The sequence below is a fragment of the Micromonospora sp. WMMD708 genome, assembly GCF_049315245.1.
Lineage (GTDB): Bacteria > Actinomycetota > Actinomycetes > Mycobacteriales > Micromonosporaceae > Micromonospora > Micromonospora wenchangensis.
Genome location: NZ_CP186060.1, coordinates 4,124,017 through 4,142,521 on the forward strand (window position 1 = coordinate 4,124,017; position 18,505 = coordinate 4,142,521).

Annotated in this window: 15 protein-coding genes; 4 read left to right on the plus strand and 11 right to left on the minus strand. The window is 73.6% G+C overall.

The window, feature by feature from the left end; all coding sequences use genetic code 11:
- The first annotated feature begins 44 nt into the window (after window positions 1-44).
- Both ACN260_RS18275 and ACN260_RS18280 read left to right on the plus strand, forming a co-directional pair.
- Window positions 45-452 (plus strand): DNA-binding protein, encoded by a 408-nt coding sequence (locus ACN260_RS18275; protein ID WP_422752268.1) that lies wholly within the window; start codon window positions 45-47, stop codon window positions 450-452.
- A 430-nt stretch (window positions 453-882) separates the two neighbouring features.
- Entirely contained in the window at window positions 883-1,233 is a 351-nt protein-coding gene (locus ACN260_RS18280; protein ID WP_422752269.1) for an MmcQ/YjbR family DNA-binding protein, read from the plus strand.
- 137 nt (window positions 1,234-1,370) lie between these two features.
- Here the strand turns inward: ACN260_RS18280 and argH are convergent, their stop codons facing one another.
- The 7 genes from argH to argC all read right to left on the minus strand — a co-directional run bounded on the left by argH (window position 1,371) and on the right by argC (window position 8,647).
- Window positions 1,371-2,834, minus strand: coding sequence for an argininosuccinate lyase (gene argH / locus ACN260_RS18285; protein WP_422756745.1), 1,464 nt, complete (start codon window positions 2,832-2,834; stop codon window positions 1,371-1,373).
- An 88-nt stretch (window positions 2,835-2,922) separates the two neighbouring features.
- Window positions 2,923-3,432 (minus strand): arginine repressor, encoded by a 510-nt coding sequence (locus tag ACN260_RS18290; RefSeq protein ID WP_204927557.1) that lies wholly within the window; start codon window positions 3,430-3,432, stop codon window positions 2,923-2,925.
- Window positions 3,429-4,358 carry an ornithine carbamoyltransferase gene (gene argF, locus ACN260_RS18295; RefSeq protein ID WP_422752270.1) on the minus strand — a complete coding sequence of 310 codons (930 nt, stop codon included), beginning with the start codon at window positions 4,356-4,358 and terminating at the stop codon, window positions 3,429-3,431. The genes ACN260_RS18290 and argF overlap by 4 nt, the downstream gene beginning before the upstream one ends.
- Window positions 4,355-5,557, minus strand: a complete 1,203-nt coding sequence (locus tag ACN260_RS18300; protein WP_422752271.1) for an acetylornithine transaminase — start codon at window positions 5,555-5,557, stop codon at window positions 4,355-4,357. The genes argF and ACN260_RS18300 overlap by 4 nt, the downstream gene beginning before the upstream one ends.
- Window positions 5,554-6,480 (minus strand): acetylglutamate kinase, encoded by a 927-nt coding sequence (gene argB, locus ACN260_RS18305; protein WP_422752272.1) that lies wholly within the window; start codon window positions 6,478-6,480, stop codon window positions 5,554-5,556. The genes ACN260_RS18300 and argB overlap by 4 nt, the downstream gene beginning before the upstream one ends.
- A complete protein-coding gene (argJ, locus tag ACN260_RS18310; RefSeq protein WP_422752273.1) occupies window positions 6,477-7,649 on the minus strand; it encodes a bifunctional glutamate N-acetyltransferase/amino-acid acetyltransferase ArgJ in 1,173 nt (390 codons plus the stop codon). Before argJ ends, argB begins: the two co-directional genes overlap by 4 nt.
- The gene (argC, locus tag ACN260_RS18315; RefSeq protein ID WP_422752274.1) at window positions 7,646-8,647 is read right to left on the minus strand and encodes an N-acetyl-gamma-glutamyl-phosphate reductase; all 1,002 of its coding nucleotides are present in this window, start codon (window positions 8,645-8,647) and stop codon (window positions 7,646-7,648) included. Before argC ends, argJ begins: the two co-directional genes overlap by 4 nt.
- A 218-nt stretch (window positions 8,648-8,865) precedes the next feature.
- Between argC and ACN260_RS18320 the strand changes: the two genes are divergently transcribed.
- A complete protein-coding gene (locus ACN260_RS18320; protein WP_422752275.1) occupies window positions 8,866-10,599 on the plus strand; it encodes a beta-1,3-glucanase family protein in 1,734 nt (577 codons plus the stop codon).
- Between the two features lie 86 nt (window positions 10,600-10,685).
- Here ACN260_RS18320 and ACN260_RS18325 read toward each other — a convergent pair whose 3' ends face one another.
- The 3 genes from ACN260_RS18325 to ACN260_RS18335 form a co-directional block, all read right to left on the minus strand.
- Window positions 10,686-11,483 carry a hypothetical protein gene (locus ACN260_RS18325; RefSeq protein ID WP_422752276.1) on the minus strand — a complete coding sequence of 266 codons (798 nt, stop codon included), beginning with the start codon at window positions 11,481-11,483 and terminating at the stop codon, window positions 10,686-10,688.
- Window positions 11,480-13,600 (minus strand): hypothetical protein, encoded by a 2,121-nt coding sequence (locus tag ACN260_RS18330; protein WP_422752277.1) that lies wholly within the window; start codon window positions 13,598-13,600, stop codon window positions 11,480-11,482. Before ACN260_RS18330 ends, ACN260_RS18325 begins: the two co-directional genes overlap by 4 nt.
- Window positions 13,601-14,004: 404 nt before the next feature.
- Window positions 14,005-14,829: a hypothetical protein gene (locus tag ACN260_RS18335; RefSeq protein ID WP_422752278.1), complete on the minus strand. Its 825-nt coding sequence runs from the start codon at window positions 14,827-14,829 to the stop codon at window positions 14,005-14,007.
- Window positions 14,830-15,000: 171 nt separating this feature from the next.
- On the opposite strand from ACN260_RS18335, the gene ACN260_RS18340 reads away from it, so the two are divergent.
- Entirely contained in the window at window positions 15,001-15,879 is an 879-nt protein-coding gene (locus ACN260_RS18340) for a Crp/Fnr family transcriptional regulator (protein WP_422752279.1), read from the plus strand.
- 59 nt (window positions 15,880-15,938) lie between these two features.
- Here ACN260_RS18340 and pheT read toward each other — a convergent pair whose 3' ends face one another.
- A complete protein-coding gene (gene pheT / locus ACN260_RS18345; protein ID WP_422752280.1) occupies window positions 15,939-18,485 on the minus strand; it encodes a phenylalanine--tRNA ligase subunit beta in 2,547 nt (848 codons plus the stop codon).
- Window positions 18,486-18,505: the final 20 nt, after the last annotated feature.

Below are 18,505 nucleotides of genomic sequence, written 5' to 3' on the forward strand. Positions count from 1 at the left end.
AACGTTTCGTTGACAACGCCTTGTTGATGGGCTGGGATGGGGGCATGAACGACGCCTTCACCGCACCCGACGCGAGCCGCGCCCGGGCCGAACGGACCTACGCCGCACTGCACCGGCTCAGCGAGCGGCATGCCGACACCGATGCCCGACGCCGCCGGCACACCAACCCGCACCTCGCCGACCCGTGGGAGGCGGTCTGCGTGGTCACCGCGCTCGCCGCCGGCGGGATCGTGCCGGACGCCGACGAGGAGCCCGTCGACGGCGCCGACCTGATGGCCGCGCTGACCCTGCTGCCGCACCTGCGGGCCGAACTCGACACGCTGGAGGCGGGCCTGCTGACGACGGCACGGGCCCGGGGACTGACCTGGCAGACGATCGGCCACGGCCTCGGCCTGGGCAGCGCGCAGGCCGCCCGGCAGCGCTACGAACGCCTGGCCACCCGCACCGCCTGACCCCCGCCACGACGATGCCAACGCCGGCCGCCACCCGATGGTGGGGTTGATCAGGCGTCCCCGGCGAACCCACTACGTAGAGTATTTCGCTGGCCGCCGCCACCTCTCCCCCTGCGGCGCTTTGCTCTGCTGACCTCGAAGCGACAGACACCCGGAGTCACGGTTGCTGCTCCAAGCTGCCGCCTCAGCTCCACCGACATTCGCAGCTCAAGCGGGTGGTGCGGAAAGGGCAGCAGAGCAAAGGAGACGAAGGCATGTGGGTGTCCGCAGAGCAGAGGTCACTCAACGTGGTCACGGAGCCATAGTCACCTACCGTGATCACCGTCCCTCCGCCACCGGCGACGCGGCGGCAACGGCCAGAACGACCGACCAGCCGGCGCGGGCCGGGTCGGGGAGACTGGGCCGACCACCACCGCACCGGGAGGACACCGTGACCCGCGAGGAGATGCTGGCGTACTGCCTCGGCAAGCCGGGGGCCTGGCTGGACCGCCCCTGGGAGGGCGACGAGGTGGTGAAGGTGGGCAGCCGGATCTTCGCCTTCCTCGGCGCACCCGACGGCACCGCCCGGGTCGGGGTGAAGTGCGGCCCGAGCCGCGAGGTCGCCGACGAGTGGCTGCACCGGTTCCCCGCCGACGCCCGACCGATGCCGTACGTCGGCCGCTCCGGCTGGAACGCGCTCGACCTGGGCGGCACCATCCCCGACGACGAACTGGTCGAGGCGGTCGACGGCTCGTACGAGGCGGTGGTGGCGAAGCTGCCCCGCCGCGAACGCCCCACCTGACCGGCGGCGCGGCGACCCACCCGCCCCACCTGACCGGCGGCCAATCCACACGACCGGCCGCGACGCGGACCGGCCGGACCACGCCCGGTCGCCCGCGCCCCGGACCACGGGACGACGGACGACCGGCGCGGGTCGGCTCAGCGGGGGACGACCACTTCGGCGGCCCACTCGCGCCAGCCGGTGAGCTGGTCGGACGCGGCGGCGAGCTGGTCGGCGACCGGGCCGGGACCGGTGGAGCCGGGGGTGATCCGGGCGGCCAGCGCCGACCGGACCGACAGCACGTCGCGTACCGACGGGTCGAGGTGCTCGCTGACCGCCGCCAGGTCGGCGTCGGACACGTCCTCGAGGGCACAGTCGCGCGCCGCGCAGAGCGCCACCAGCTTGCCGGTGATCTCGTGCGCGTCGCGGAACGGCACGTTGCGCCGGACCAGCCAGTCGGCGACCTCGGTGGCGAGCGAGAAGCCCACCGGCGCGGCGGCGACCAGGCGGTCCACCCGAACCGTCATCGTGGAGATCATCCCGGCCAGCGCCGGCAGCAGCAGCTCCAGGGTGTCGACCGCGTCGAACGCGGGCTCCTTGTCCTCCTGCATGTCCCGGTCGTAGGTCATCGGCAGGCCCTTGAGCATCGTCAGCACACTCATCAGCCCGCCGACCAGCCGGCCGGACTTGCCCCGGGCCAGCTCGGCGATGTCCGCGTTCTTCTTCTGCGGCATGATCGACGACCCGGTGGCGAACGCGTCGTCCAGCTCCACCCAGCCGAACTCGTGCGACGTCCACAGCACCACCTCCTCGCCGAGGCGGGACAGGTGCACCCCGACCAGCGCGGTGACGAAGAGGAACTCGGCGACGAAGTCGCGGTCGGCGACCGCGTCCATCGAGTTGGCGAACGACGTCCGGAAACCCAGCTCCTTCGAGACCGCCACCGGGTCCAGCGGCAGGCCCGAGCCGGCCAGCGCGCCCGCACCGAGCGGGCTGACCGCCGTACGGTGGTCCCAGTCGCGCAGCCGCTCCAGGTCCCGCAGCAGCGGCTGGACGTGGGCCAGCAGCCAGTGCCCGAAGGTGACCGGCTGGGCGTGCTGGAGGTGGGTCATCCCCGGCGCCGCCGTGTCGACGTGCCGATCCGCCTGCTCCACCAGCGCCTCGGCCAGCTCGACCAGCCGGGCGGCCACCCCCCGGGCGTGGTCACGCAGATAGAGCCGCAGGTCGGTGGCGACCTGGTCGTTGCGGGACCGGCCCGCGCGCAGCTTTCCGCCGAGGCTGCCGAGCCGCTCCAGCAGGCCCCGCTCCAACGCGGTGTGCACGTCCTCGTCGTCGATCGTCGGACGGAACTGCCCGGACGCGCAGGCCGCCTCCAGGTCGTCCAACGCGGCCAGGATCCTTCCCAGCTCGTCGGGGTCGAGCAGCCCCGCGCCGGCCAGCACCCGGGCGTGCGCCCGGGAACCCGCGATGTCGTACGGGGCGAGACGCCAGTCGAACTGGACGCTCACCGACAGCCGCGCCAGGGCCTCGGCGGGGCCACCGGCGAACCGGCCACCCCACAGACTCGTCCGGTTCGTCGCGGCGCTGTTCTCGGTCAGGCTCTTGTCGTCCACGCCGCTCATTCTGGCAGTGCTCACCTTTCGCTCCCCGACGGCGGGGTAGGCCCCGGTGCCGGTCCGTCCGTCGTCTGTGAACCCGTGACCCGGTCGGTCACGGGGTGTTCGTCTCGCCGCCGTCGTCACGGCGGGCCCACCCGGCGAGCTTCTCGCCCAGCGCCGCCCCGCCGTCGGCCTCGCGGGCCACCACCAGGATGGTGTCGTCACCGGCGATGGTGCCGACCACCTCGGCCAGGCCCGCCCGGTCCACCGCGCTGGCCAGGTAGTGGGCCGCGCCCGGCGGGGTGCGCAGCACCGCGATGTTGCCGCTGGAGTCGACCCCGTTGAGCAGTTCCCGCAGCAGCCGGATCAGTCGGGCGGGAGCCGCCTCGGCGTCGCGCAGCGGCCGGTGGCCGTCCTCGGGGATCAGGTAGCCGGCCCGCCCGTCGCCGCCCCGGGCCTTCACCGCACCCAACTCCTCCAGGTCCCGGGAGAGGGTGGCCTGGGTGACCTGCACCCCGTCGGCGGCCAGCAGGTCGGCCAGCTCGGTCTGGGAACGGATCGCCCTGGCCCGGATCAACTCGACGATGCGGGCGTGCCGGGCGGCGCGGGTCGGGGCGGTCATGATGAGGAGGCCTCCAGGAGAAAGGTCAGCAGCGCCTTCTGGGCGTGCAGCCGATTCTCCGCCTGGTCGAACACGACGCTGTGCGGGCCGTCGAGCACCTCGCTGGTGATCTCCTCGTCCCGGTGCGCGGGCAGGCAGTGCAGCACCTTCACGTCCGGCCGGGCGTGGCCGAGCAGCGCGGTGTTCACCTGGTACGGCAGGAACGGGGTGATCCGGTCCAGCCCGTCGTCCTCCTGCCCCATCGAGGTCCAGGTGTCGGTGGCGACCACGTCGGCGTCCCGGACCGCCTCCACCGGGTCGACCAGCGCCCGTACCGATCCGCCGGTGCCGGCGGCGATCTTCCCGGCCCGGTCCAGCACCCCCGGATCGGGCTGGAACCCGGCCGGCCCGGCGACCCGCACGTGCATCCCGGCGGTCGCCCCGGCCAGCAGGTACGAGTGGGACAGGTTGTTCGCCGCGTCCCCCACGTACGCCAGGGTCCGCCCGACGGTGCCGCCGCAGTGCTCGCGGACGGTGAGCAGGTCGGCCAGGAGCTGGCACGGGTGGTAGCCGTCGGTCAGCGCGTTGATCACCGGCACGTCTGCGTGCGCGGCCACCTCGGCGATCCGGTCGTCGCCGTGGGTCCGCAGCACGATGGCGGCGACGTAGCGGGACAGCACCCGGCCGGCGTCGGCCAGCGTCTCGCCCCGCCCGAAGTGGGTGACCTGGGTGTCCACCACCAGCGGATGACCACCGAGTTCGGCGATGCCGGCGTCGAAGGAGATCCGGGTGCGCAGGCTCTGCTTGTCGAACAGCACCGCCACCGAACGCGGCCCGGCCAGCGGGGTGAACCCGAACCGGTCGGCCTTCATCCGGGCGGCCAGGTCGAGCACGGCCGACTGTTCGGCCGGGGTGAGGTCGTCGTCGGCCAGCAGGTGCCGGATCATGTGCGGGTCTCCGTCGGGGTCGGGGTGGGGTGGGGGGCGGCCGCGTCGAGGGCCGCGGGGAGGGCGGCCAGGAACGCGTCGACCTGCCCGGCGGTGAGCACCAGCGGCGGGGCGAGCCGGATCACCCCCGGCTGGACCGGGTTGACCAGGAACCCCGCCGTGCGCAGCGCGTCGGCCACCGGGCCGGCGACCGGCGCGGCGAGGACGATGCCGAGCAGCAGCCCGGCCCCGCGTACCTCGCCCACGAGCGGGTGGCCCAGTGCCTCGATGCCCCGGCGCAGCCGTTCACCGGTGCGCTTGACGTGGTCGAGCAGCCCCTCGCTGGCGATCGTGGAGATCACCGCGAGGGCGGCGGCGCAGCTCACCGGGTTACCGCCGAAGGTGGTGCCGTGCGACCCGGCGCGCAGCAGCTCGGCGGCCCGGCCGAAGGCCAGGCAGGCACCGATCGGCAACCCGCCGCCGAGCCCCTTGGCCAGGGTGATCACGTCCGGTTCGATGCCGTCGGCCTGGTGGGCGAACCAGTGGCCGGTGCGCCCGATCCCGGTCTGCACCTCGTCGAGCACCAGCAGGGCCCCGTGCCGGGCGGTGATCCGCCGAGCCTCGGCCAGGTAGCCGGGCGGCGGGACGACCACCCCGTTCTCGCCCTGGACCGGCTCCAGGATCACCATCGCGGTGGCGTCGGTGACGGCCGCCGCGAGCGCGGTCGCGTCGCCGTACGGGACGTGGTCGACGTCGCCGGGCAGCGGGCGGAACGGGTCGGCCTTCGCCGGCTGGCCGGTCAACGCCAGCGCCCCCATGGTGCGGCCGTGGAAGCCGCCGACGGTGGCGACGACGTGCGACCGGCCGGTGAGCCGGGACAGCTTGAACGCGGCCTCGTTGACCTCCGCGCCGGAGTTGGCGAAGAAGACCCGGCCCGGCCGGCCGGCCAGCGCCAGCAGCAGCTCCGCCAGCGCCACCGGCGGCTCGGCGACGAACAGGTTGGAGACGTGACCGAGGGTGGCGACCTGCTTGGAGACGGCGGCCACCACGGCGGGGTGGGCGTGCCCGAGGGAGTTGACCGCGATGCCGCCGAGCAGGTCGACGTACTCCCGGCCGGCCTCGTCGACGACGACCGCGCCCGAACCGGAGGCCAACGCCAGCGGCGGGGTGCCGTAGTTGTCCATCATGGACTGCTGCCAGCGTTCCACCAGCGTGCTCATGAGCCGACCGTGCCTTCCTGGTTGGTGGACCCGGCCGGGGTGTCGACGACCATCGTGCCGAACCCCTCCGAGGTGAAGACCTCCAGCAGCGTGGAGTGGGCGACCCGGCCGTCGACGACGTGCGCGGCGGGCACTCCCCCGCGCACCGCCCGCAGGCAGGCCTCCATCTTGGGCACCATCCCCGCCTCCAGGGACGGCAACAGCTTCGCCAACGCGTCGGTGCCGATCTCGCTGACCAGGCTGGTGGTGTCCGGCCAGTCGGCGTACAGGCCGGCGACGTCGGTGAGGACGACCAGCTTGCGGGCCTCCAGGGCGATCGCCAGCGCGGCGGCGGCGGTGTCGGCGTTGAGGTTGTGCAGCACCCCGTCGGCGTCCGGCGCGACGGTCGAGATGACCGGGATCCGGCCGGCGGCGATCAGGTCGGTCACCGCCGAGACGTCCACCGACTCCACGTCACCCACCTGGCCCACGTCGACCGCCTCGCCGTCGACCCAGGCGGGCCGGCGCACGGCGGTGAACAGGCCCGCGTCCTCGCCGGACAGACCCACGGCGAACGGACCGTGCGCGTTGATCAGGCCGACCAGTTCCCGGCCGACCTGGCCCACCAGCACCATCCGGACGACGTCCATCGCCTCCGGCGTGGTGACCCGAAGGCCACCCTTGAACTCGCTGGCGATGCCGAGCCGGCCCAGCATCGCCGAGATCTGCGGGCCGCCGCCGTGCACCACGACCGGCTTGAGCCCGGCGTAGCGCAGGAAGACCATGTCGGCGGCGAAGGCCCGTTGCAGCGTCGGGTCGACCATCGCGTTGCCGCCGTACTTGACCACGACGGTGGCCCCGGAGAACCGGGCCAGCCAGGGCAGCGCCTCGATCAGCGTCTCGGCCTTCGCCTGGGCCCGGGTGAGATCCGCGGAGAGGCTCATGTCGAGTACGCCGAGTTCTCGTGCACGTACGCGTGCGACAGGTCATTGGTCCAGATCGTCGCCGCCGCCGCGCCGGCGTGCAGGTCGATCCGGATGGTGACGTCCCGCCCGGTCAGGTCGACCTTGGACCGGTCCTCGGCGGCGGCACCGCCCCGGCACACCCAGATCCCGTTGACCGCCACGTCCACCGCGTCCGGGTCGAACGCGGCGGCCGTGGTGCCGACCGCGGCCAGGATCCGCCCCCAGTTCGGGTCGTTGCCGAACAACGCCGTCTTGACCAGGTTGTTGCGGGCCACCGAGCGGCCCACCTCGACCGCGTCGTCCTCGTCGGCGGCACCGACCACCTCGATGGCGACCTGCTTGGTCGCCCCCTCGGCGTCGGCCACCAACTGCTGGGCCAGGTCGTGGCAGGCCGCGGTGACCGCGGCGGTCAACTCGGCCTCGTCGGGTTCCACCCCGGACGCCCCGCTGGACAGCAGCAGCACCGTGTCGTTGGTGGACATGCACCCGTCGGAGTCGACCCGGTCGAAGGTGACCCGGGTGGCGGCCCGCAACGCCGCGTCCAGCAGCTCCGGCCCGGCCACCGCGTCGGTGGTCAGCACACACAGCATGGTGGCCATGCCGGGGGCGAGCATGCCCGCGCCCTTGGCCATCCCGCCCACGCTCCACCCGGTGCCCCGGGTGACGGTGGTCTTCGGCCGGGTGTCCGTGGTCATGATCGCCTCGGCGGCGGCCGGACCGCCGTCGCGGGCCAGCGCCCGGATCGCGGTACGCACCCCGGGCAGCAGCTTGTCCATCGGCAGCCGCTCGCCGATCAGCCCGGTCGAGCAGACCGCCACGTCACCGGCACCGAGCCGCAGCCGGGGGCTGGACGCGGTGAGCGCCGCGGCGGTGTGCTCGGCGGTGGCGTGGGTGTCCTGGAAACCGGCCGGGCCGGTGCAGGCGTTCGCGCCACCGGAGTTCAGCACCACCGCGCGGACCACGCCGCCCCGGACGACCTGCTGCGTCCAGCGCACCGGCGCGGCCCTGACCCGGTTGGTGGTGAACACGCCGGCCACCCCGGCGTCCGGACCGTCGTTGACGACCAGGGCGACGTCGGTGGCCCCGCCGCTCTTCAACCCGGCCGCGACACCGGCCGCACGGAAGCCCCGAGGGGCGGTGACACTCATGGTGTTACTCCAAAAGTGGACAGGCCGGTGGTTTCGGGGAGGCCGAGCATCAGGTTGGCGTTCTGCACCGCCTGGCCGGCGGCGCCCTTGCCGAGGTTGTCGATGGCGCTGACCACGATCATCCGGCCGGAGTCGACGTCGACGGTGGCCTGGAGGTGGCACGAGTTCGCCCCGGCGGTGGCGGCGGTGTGCGGCCACGCCCCCTCGGGCAGCAGGTGCACGAACGGCGCGTCGGCGTACGCGTCGGCCAGCACCGCACGCGGGTCGGCGTCGCCGGTGGGCACGGCGGTGACGGTGGCGAGGATGCCGCGCGGCATCGGGGCCAGCACCGGGGTCAGCGACAGCCCGGTCGCGCCGGTGGCCTGCTTGATCTCCGGCACGTGCTGGTGGGCACCCACCTTGTAGGGCGACAGGTCCCCCATCACCTCGCTGCCGAGCAGGTGCGTCTTGGCGGCCCGACCGGCCCCGGAGGTGCCGGAGGCGGCCACCACGACCACGTCGGCCGGCGCGACCGCACCGGCGGCGATCAGCGGCGCGAGGGCCAGGGTGATGGCGACGGCGTAACAGCCGGTGTTGGCGACCCGGGTCGCCCCGGCGATCGCCGCCCGCTGGCCGGGCAGCTCCGGCAGGCCGTACGTCCACGCCCCGGCGTGCGGGCCGCCGTAGTAGCGGGACCAGGCGTCGGCGTCACGCAGCCGGTGGTCGGCACCGAGGTCGACCACCCGCACCGACTCCGGCAGCCCGGCGGCGAGCGCCGCCGACTCGCCGTGCGGCAGGGCCAGGAAGACCAGGTCCGCGTCGGCCAGCGTCGCCGGGTCGGTCGCCGCGAACGTCAGGTCCAGGCCCACGAGCTGCGGGTGTACGGCGGTGACCGGCGCACCGGCCTGGCGGTGCGCGGTGGCCGCGACCAGATCGAACTCGGGGTGACCGGCGATCAGGCGCAGCAGCTCGCCCCCGGCGTAGCCGCTCGCCCCGGCGACCGCAACTCGGATACCCATTCCAACCTCCGCATGACTATGCAGAGAAGGCTAGCGACCCACCGACCTTCTGTGCAAGTTAATACAGCCTACTGCATGGACATGAAGAAGTGACCTGGGTCACTCATGTGCATTGACAGCCGTGAGGGTATTGGCCATGCTGAGAGAGCGCTCTCTAGCCGCCCATCAGCCACATACCACCCGCCTGCCGCTTGCGGCCCCGGACGAAGGAGCCGTCCTTGCGTACCCCGAGAAGTTGGGCCACCGCCCTCGCCGCGATCGCGATCGCCGGCGCCACCACCCTCGGCCTGACCACCGCGCCCACCCGCGCCGTCGGACCGTCCCCGCTCCCGCTGACGGTCACCAACAGCACCGGCCGGGCGGAAGCCGTCCACCTCTACCTCCTCGGCGTCGACCTCGCCTCCGGCCGGCTCGGCTACGTGACCGCCGGGGGCGTCTTCACCCCCTGGCCGGCCGGCGGCCAGCCGCCCACCCCCGCCCCCGACGTCGCGATCGCCGGACCCGCCAACGGCGGCTCCGTCACGTTACGGGTCCCCCGTGGCCTCTCCGGCCGGGTCTACTTCTCCTTCGGCCAGAAGCTGCGCTTCTCACTGACCCCGGACGGCCTGGTCCAGCCGGCCCCCTGGACCGCCGGCGACCCCAACCGCGACATCCTGTTCGACTGGTCCGAGTTCACCTACAACGACGCCGGGCTCTGGCTCAACAGCACCCAGGTGGACATGTTCGCCGTCCCGCACGCGGTCAGTGTCACCGGCGCGAACGGCACCACCCGGCGGGCCGGCCAGCTCGTCAACGGCGGCCGGCAGGCCGTCATCGACGCCGTCCGCGCCCAGCCCGGCTGGGCGGACACCGTGCAGACCCGCTCCGACGGCACGGTGCTGCGGGTGCTCTCCCCCGGCAAGGCCGTCGATGCCGGCCGGTTCGCCGCCGGCTACCTCGACCCGTACATCGACGCGGCCTGGCGCTCCTACGCCACCCGGACGCTGACCGTGACCCCGTTCACCGACCGGCCCGACGTGCGCTACCTCGGGCGTACCGCCGGTACCACGATGACGTTCACCGACCCGGCCGGCCGACAGGTCGCCACCTTCACCAGGCCCACCAGCTCCGACGTGTGGGACTGCGACGGCACCCTCGCCGCCCCCAACGACCAGGTGGTCGGGCCGATCGCCCGGACGCTCTGCGCCGCCCTGCACCGCACCACCCTCGACACCATCACCACGCAGCCCGGCGGCGGCCCGGCCGACTTCTACCGGGGCACGCTGACCAACCACTACTCCCGGATCATCCACCGGCACATGGTCGACGGCCGGGCGTACGGCTTCGCCTTCGACGACGTGCTCGCCCAGGAGTCCCTGGTGCACGACGGCGACCCGCGCGCCGCCGGCCTCACCCTCACCCCGTTCACCGGCACGACCAGCCCGACGCCCACCGCCGGCCCGACCCCGACCGCCGGCCCGACCCCGTCCCCCGGCCAGCCGTGGAACGCGACCCGCCACCTCCAGGCCGACGGCACCCTGGCCGGCACCGCCGGACCCACCGGCACGGTCACCCTGGCGGCGGCGAACGGCAACCACGACGGCACCCCCACCAACGCCCGGGTCTTCACCGCCCGTGGGCTCACCGGCACCTGGACCGGCGCAGCCACCACCTTCGACCTGGCCGTCGACGCCGGCACCGCCGTCGGCGACGGCGTCCAGGCCCGGGTGTCCTACGACCTCACCGGCGACGGCACCGCCGACCGGGTCGAGACGTACGCCTACTTCGCCACCGACCCGGTGCCCGGCGTCGAGCGCTACCGGCAGACGCAGGGGCTGCGCTCGGCCACCGGCACCCTCGGCAACCTGCGCGGCGGGACGGTGACCGTGCAGGTCTGGAACGCCATCGGCGGCACCCCGACCACCCTCGGCGTCGGCGACGCCTCCCGCGTCGTCCTGCCCTTCACCGGCTGACCGTGCGGCGTCCTGCGGAGTCCGGGCCGCCTCCGGTCCGTGGGGTGGCCGGGTCCCGGTTGCCGGACCGGGACCCGGCCACCGGCTCAGTTCGCCTGTCCGGCGAGTCCGTGCTGCCGCTGGTAGGTGCGCAGCGCCGCGTCCCATGCCTCGGTGTACTCCGACGGGCCCATGCCCAGATCCGAGTGACCATTCAGCGCCTCACGGAGCAGGCTGACCAACTCGGGCACCGTGTCCCTGCGTTCCTGCACATACCTGGCGAAAACCTCGGCGAAATCATCGCCGGTCAACCGGGCGGCGTGCGAGGTCACCGGATCGTCCTCCAGGTTCTGCAGCAACGCACACCAGCGTCTGGTCAACTCGTCCACCTGCCGCGCCCGGATCTTCTGCAGCTCGTGCTCGCACTCCATCCAGATCCGGTTCTCCCAGTACGGGCGCAACCGCTCCCGGACCCGTTCGTCCGGGATCACCCGGACCTGCACGCCGAAGTGCGGGTCCGGCCCGACCCGGGGCCAGCGCCGGTTGGCGAGCCGCTGGTTGAGGGCCTGTTCCAGTTCGTGCGAGCGGTGCGGCTCGTGGGCACGACCCAGGTCCAACGCGTGGTCCCGCAGGATGCCACCGGCCCACGGCAGGTAGCGCTCCGCCCGGAACCGCAGCTCGTCGTAGCTGATGTTCTGCGCGGTCCAGGAGTAGACCGCGTGCAGCCGGAAGTCGAAGGCGTCGCCCTTCGCCGGCACCAGCAGGGGCGCGGGCACGTCGTGCCGGTACGTCACCCACCCCGTCGGGCGGGCCACCGGCGCCACCGGCGGGAACAGCACGTGCCACCACCGACGTCGCGGGGGCGCGGACGGGCGGATACCGGAATCACCGGCCTGTGTCGTCATCTCTGCTCCTCGTCGATCAGTCGTCGCACGTCGTCCAGCAGGGCGTTGCGGGGCATCACCGGCCGCCACACGTGCTGCAGCTGGTGGTCGAGCCGGTGCCGCAGCGACGGCCTTCCGGTGATCACCAGGCGCAGCAGGTCGAGACAGCGCCCGGCCACCTCGGGCTGCCCGTCCGCGCCGCTGAGCCACCAGCCGAGGGTGCGCCACGACCGGTAGGCGGTCTCCGGCAGGCTCAACGCGGCCGCCCAGAGAGTGGCGAGGTCCGCCATCCCGACGACCTCCCGCCCGGCCAGGCTGAGCAACTCGGGCCAGTGCTCCCGAGGGGGCGGTGCCCACCGTTCGGCGAGCACCCGCAGCGTCCGGGCGGCGTGCAGCCGCGCCTCCGGGCCATCCGACCGGGTCCAGTCGACAAGTGTCGTCAGCAGAAGACCGGGCTGACCGCCGACATGGACCTCGACCAGCCCCCGCACCACCGAGTTGTGCCACCGCTGCATCCGGGCCTGCGCCACCCACCACAGATGGACCAGCGCCGCGTCGGGCCAGAGGCGGGACAGCCCCAGCTCGTACGCCCGGGCGACGGTGTCCCGCAGATGGGCCTCCGATCCGCCGGCCCACTTGTCCAGCTCGGCACGGACCCGGTGCCCCAGGGCCGGCTGCACCGCCATGGCGACGACGGCGACGGCTGCCGCCTGCCGTACCGCGGCCCGAGGTTCCGCAGCCAGTCCTGCGACGGTGGCCAGTGCGGCACCCACATCGCGACCAGCCGACCAGCCCAGCGCCGCCGCGGCGAGCTGCCGGGTCTCCGGCACCTCGGCCCGGGCCAGGCCGGCCAGCCAGTCCAGCAGTTGCTCCGGCAGCCACCAGTCGGCCCAGGCCACCTCCAGCAACACCGACCGGAGCTGCTCGTTGGCGACGTGGAAGGCGATCCGGGTGCCACCGGCTGTCCACTCGTCCTCGATCCGCACGACCCGACGCAGCTCGGCGCCGAGCAGGTTGTCGAGCACCGCACCCCGCATCCGGATGCCGGCCGCCGGTGGACCGCCGCCCTGCTCCGCCCCCGTGACCGGGGCCGGGGTGGCAGCCGGAACCGTCACCGGGGCCGGCGTGACCTGCTCGATCAGCGCCCACGCCGCCTGCCGGATCTCGGCGACCGGCCGGCCGGCCAACACCGCACAGGAGACCCGGAAGGCACGGATCTGCTCGGCGGACCACCCCTCGACCGTCTCCTCGACGTCGAGAATCTGCGCCGCCCACTCCCGCTGGTGCCGGGGCAGCAACCGGGCGAGCCGCGCCCGCAGCGACGCACCCCTCGGAACCCGCGACGCGATGTCCTCCACCAGCGGCGCCAGGTCCTCCGGCCGCGGTTCACTCGTCAGGTACGCGTGCAACTCGGGATGGGTGGTGCACTCCTCGACGTAACCGTCAAGGCACCCTCCTTCGCAGTCGTTCCCGCATTCGCCGACACACCTGCCGGACAGCGCGGACCGCAGCTTCGCCCTGAACACCGCGGCAGCCGCCGCGGGGCGGTGCTCCACCAGGTACCCGGCGAGTTCGTTGCGCCGTCGGGCGAAGTCCCCCACCAGGATGATCGTCATCTTCGCCTTCTCCGCCCGGGAACCAAGCCCCATCAGGGTGGAGCCGTCCACGTCGCGCACCCCGGCATCGTCGAGCCGCAGCACGTAGCCGTACCCGTCGGGCAACGTGGCGTCCGAGGCGAGCAGGTCACCTGGCTGTTTCACCCCACCCAGCAGACGCACACGGGAGGACCCGTGGCGGCGCGCAGCGGCCAGTCGGGCCGAGGTGAACCGGCCGCTGCCGGACGGTCCGGAGAGGCAGACCACGTGGTGCTGTCCGAGCCGCCGGTCCAGTTGCTGGTCGCTCGCAGCCGGGGCGTACGTGTCGGACAGCTCCCGCACGGCGAGCGGTTCGAACCAGATGCGGGCCGACCGACCGTCGCGGGCACCGACGTTCACCGTGCCGATGGCCATCGCACCGTGGCCGGTCGCGTTCTGGCCGGCCACCCGCATGTCACCGGCACTGATCGAGCCATGGCCCAACAGCCCCCGCACCTTCGGGAACACGTCGTCGGCATCGAGTGGCTCCGCCTGCTCCTCCACCGGCGGCTCCTTGTCCGGGGCCCGGTCGCCCGGCTCCCGGTCGAGGCGTTCCGCGCGCTCCGGCCGGTCCCCGCGCTCCGGCCCGTCCGGGTGCTCTGCCCGGTCCCCGCGCTCCGGGTGGGCAGCCCGCTCCGGGCGGTCGGGAGGATCGTGCGCCGGGGTGGATCGACCAGCTTGGACCGGGGCGGACGGGTCGGGGTCCACCGGGGTGGCCGATGGCGTCACCGGTGCGCCGCCGGACACGGCGGGTCGGGCCGGTGAGGTCGGGGCGGACGGATGCGGGTGGAGGGCTTTGGCCGAGCCCTTCGGTGAGGAGACGGGCCCCCCGTTCGGGGCGGGGCCGACCGGGCCCGGTGCACCCGCCGCCGGCGGCGCGGTGGCGGGTGCGCCCGGGTGTGGACCGGTCACCGGTCCCTGCCGTCTCGGTCGGCACGTAGGTTCAGGTCACGGCCGATCTCGCCGATCGCCATCGCACCCGCGCCGATGGCGCTCTGCCCGCGCACCCGGATGTCGCCGGTTCGGATGCCCGGCGCGACCGCCGGGGCGGGGCGGGCCTGCCCCCCGGTGCCGGCCTGTCCGGCAGGTCGCGCATCGACCGGATCCCCGTCGGGAGGGGACGGCCCTTCCGGCGGCGGCCACGACGACATGTCCTCGTCGACCACGTAGAGCCAGGCCGGCTCGCGGAACTCCTTCTCCGGGTGCTCGACCTCGATCCGGCGGAACCGTTCCGGCCGCATCTCCTCCGGGTACTCGCAGACCACGTCGCGGTACATCTCCATCGAGACCACCAGCGCGACGCCCGCGTCGGGGAACGCGGCCAGCGCCTGGCGCACCGGCTTGGCGTCGCAGAGCCGGCAGACGTGCACGACGGCATGGCCGGGGAAACCGTTCGCGCCGTCCAGGTGCACCAGGCCCTGGTGTACGGCCACCCGCAGCCGGATCTGCGCGGGTGGCGTCCGGTCGCTGTTGAACGCGCGCAGCCGCCGGTTCAGCTCCGGCACGAACCGGCCGACGACCCTCGACTCCGGCACGTCGCGGGGCAGGATCGCCAACTCGCCGTCGCCGGCCTGCTGGGTGGTCCAGGTGACCCGGTCCAGACCGACCTCGGTCGCCGCCGCGTGCAGGAGCGTGTGGAAGTTCTGCTGTGCCTCGTACTGCTGAAGATTGCTGCGCCGGCTGTACCGTTCCATGTCCACAGAGATCAGCAGACGCCGTTCGGGATGTCGCATGGGCACACCCTTCGTCGTCAGCCCGCTCGGCGAGCGGGCACCACCGTGCCCATGGAAACCGCCCCGCAGGGCACAGACCCCCTAGAAATACGGCTTCGCCGGGACTGTCGGCATCCGGTCATCCCATCGTGGACAGATGTCGTGCTAGGCCGGGTCGGATCTGCTGGGAACATGTGGACGAACCTGACCGAACTGCTCCTGGCACTCGGGCTCTCCCCGCCCGTGATCCTGGCTCTGGTGGTCGCCGAGACCCTCGCGGTCCGCCGCGGGGCGGTGCGAGCCGTGTCGACCCGGATACGCTTCGGCACCTCTCGTCTGCTGAGGAGGACGCCGGTGCTGATGCGGCAACCCCATGTCCCCACCGACGGCGACTGGCCGTACGGGACCTTCCTGCAACGGCTCGACCACCCGGTACGGGACGCGTTGCTGGCCACCGGCGTCCGCCGGCAGGTGCCCGCCGGACAGATCCTCATCCAGGAGGGTCGCCACGAGGCGTATCTGGTGCTGCTGGAGGACGGCCTGACGAAGGTCACCGCGTCCCTGCCCGACGGGCGGACCGCCCTGCTGGCGTTGCGGGTCGGCGGTGACCTGGTGGGTGAGATGTCGGCGCTCAACGACCGTCCCCGGTCGGCGACGGTGACCACCTGCGGTCCCACCCGGTACAGCGTCATCCAGCCGGCACAGTTCAAGACCTTCCTGCGTGACCATCCGGACGCCGCCCTCGAACTGGCCGCCATGGTCTCCGACCGGCTGCGCTGGTCCAACCGTCGCCGGATCGACTTCTCGTCGTACCCGGTGAAGATCCGGGTGGCCCGGGTGGTGGCCGAGCTGTGCCGCTCGCACGGCCGGCAGGACCGCGACGCGGTGGTCATCGACGTCCGGTTGACCCAACCGGAACTCGCCACCATCTGCGGCGCGGCCGAGACATCCATCCAGAAGGCGCTGCGGGAACTACGCGCCGACGGGCTGGTGGAGACCGACTACCGGCGGATCACCGTCCGCGACCTGGCGGCCCTGCGCGCCTGCGGGGAGATCATTGACGACGCGTGAACACACGACGGCCCCGACCCGGTGACCGGGTCGGGGCCGTCGTCGTCGGCTGTCACGCCTCAGGCGCCACGCAGGGTCGCCCCGAACCGCTGGGCGGCCACGGCCACGGCGGCGTCCCGCGCGGCCACCGCCTCCTCCACGGTCAGCGTCCGGTCCGGGGCGCGGAAGGTGAGCTTGTACGCCAGCGACCGCCGGCCCGCTCCGAGCGACTCCGACGCGTACACGTCGAAGAGCCGGACGTGCTCCAGCAGCTCACCGGCGCCCTCGACCAGCGCGGCCCGGACGTCGGCCGCCGGCACCGTGTCGTCCAGCACCAGCGCCACGTCGATCAGCGCCGGGGGGAACCCGGACACGGTCGGCGCGGACACCACCGGGGCCGCCGGCAGGGCGTCCAGGTCCAGTTCCATGGCGCTGGTCCGGCGGGGCAGTTCCAACGCGGCCAGCACCGCCGGGTGCAGCTCACCGGCGTGACCGACCACCTCCCCGTCGACCAGCAGCGCAGCGCAACGCCCCGGATGCCAGGGTGCCCGTTCGGCGGCCCGCACCTCGATCCGCTCGGCCGGCAGGTCGGCGGCGGCCAGCACGGCCCGGCCGGCCTCCACCGCGTCGGCCCAACCGGCGGCACGGCCCGGCCCCCACCAGCCGGCCGGCTCCACGTCCCCGGTGAGCACCACCGCGACGTGCCGGGGTTGGGCGGGCACCACCGCGTCGGCGGCGGCGAACTCGGCGTCGGTGGGCCGGCGGTCCACCCCCATGGTCGGCGGCGCGCCCACCCCGGAACGCGGGTGGAACACCGCGCCCATCTCGTAGAGCGCCAGGTCACGGTGACCCCGGCCCAGATTGCGCTTGAGAATGCCCAGCAGCGGACCGAGCAGCGTCGTGCGCAGCAGCGGCTCCTCCTCGGACAGCGGGTTGGCCAGCCGTACCGCCGGCCGGCGCGGGTCGTCGGCGGGCAGCCCGAGCTGGTCGGCCAGCTCCGGGGCGACGAACGGCAGGGCCAGCACCTCGACGTAGCCGCGCTCGGCCAGCGAGCGGGCCACCGCCCGGCGGCGACGCTGCTGCCAGGTCAGCCCCCGGCCGGGGGGCGCGGTGGGCAGCACCGACGGCACCCGGTCGTACCCGTCGAGGCGGACCACCTCCTCCACCAGGTCGGCCGGGTCGGTGAGGTCGGGCCGCCAGGTCGGCGGGGTGACGGTGAGCACGTCGCCGCCGCCAGCGCCCGTCGCGACCGTGCCCGCGTCCTCGGCCAGCCGGTCGGTGCCCCGGACCACCGTGCAACCCACCTGCTCCAGCAGGTCGACCACCCGCTGCGGGGAGTAGTCCACCCCGACCCGGCGCGACGGCAGGTCGACCGGGAGGACGACCTGACGCATCGGCCGGACGTGGTCGAGGTCGAGGATCTCCGCGCCGGCCTCTCCCCCGCCGTGGGTGGTGAGCAGCTCGACGGCGCGCTGCAGGGCCACCAGCGGCAGCGCCGGGTCGACGCCCCGCTCCCACCGCTTGGCCGCCTCGCTGAACAGCTTGTGCCGGCGGGCCGTGCGGCCGACCATCACCGGGTCCCAGTGGGCGGCCTCCAGCAGCACGTTCGTGGTGCCGCCGACCACCTCGCTGGTCTCGCCGCCCATCACCGCGGCCAGCGAGACCGGGCCGGTGTCGTCGCAGATAACCATGTCCTCGGCGGTGAGCGAGCGGACCACACCGTCCAGGGTGGTCACCTTTTCGCCCGCCTCGGCCCGGCGCACCACCAGCGGGCCGGTGATCCGGTCGGCGTCGAAGGCGTGCATTGGCTGGCCCAGTTCCAGCATCACGTAGTTGGTGACGTCCACCGCCAGCGAGATGCTGCGCACCCCGGCCACGGTGAGCCGCTGCCGCATCCAGCCGGGCGTGGCCGCCGTCGGGTCGACCCCCCGGACCATCCGGGCGGTGAACCGGTCGCAGCCGACGGTGTCACGCACCTGCACCGGGTACGCCGGCTGGGCCGTACCGGCCGGCGCGGGCATCAGGCCCGGGTCGCGGAAGGCCACCCCGAGGGCGTACGCCAGCTCGCGGGCGATGCCGCGCACGCTCAGCGCGTACCCCCGGTCGGGGGTGATCTCCAGTTCGACCACGACGTCGTCGAGACCCACCACCGGGCGGGCGTCGTCGCCGGGTCGGGCCGGGGTGTCCGGCGGCAGCACGATGATGCCGGAGTGGTCGTCGCCGAGGCCCAGCTCCATCGCCGAGCAGATCATGCCGGCCGACATCCGGCCGTACGTCTTGCGCGCGCCGATGGTGAAGTCGCCGGGCAGCACCCCGCCGGGCAGGATCACCACGACCCGGTCGCCGGGGGCGAAGTTCCGCGCCCCGCAGACGATCTGCTGCAACTCGCCGGTGCCGTTGGCGGTGCCCACGTCGACCAGGCAGTGCCGGATCGGCTTCTTGAACCCGGTCAGCTCCTCGATCTCGCGGACCTCACCGACGACCAGCGGACCGGTGACCGTACGGCGCAGGTCCACCACGGACTCGACCTCGATGCCGAGGTCCACCAGGGCCTGTTCCAGGTCCTCGGTGGGCAGGTCGACGGGGAGGTCGACGTACTCCCGCAGCCAACTGACAGAAACTCGCATGACTCAGACCACCGTCTCCG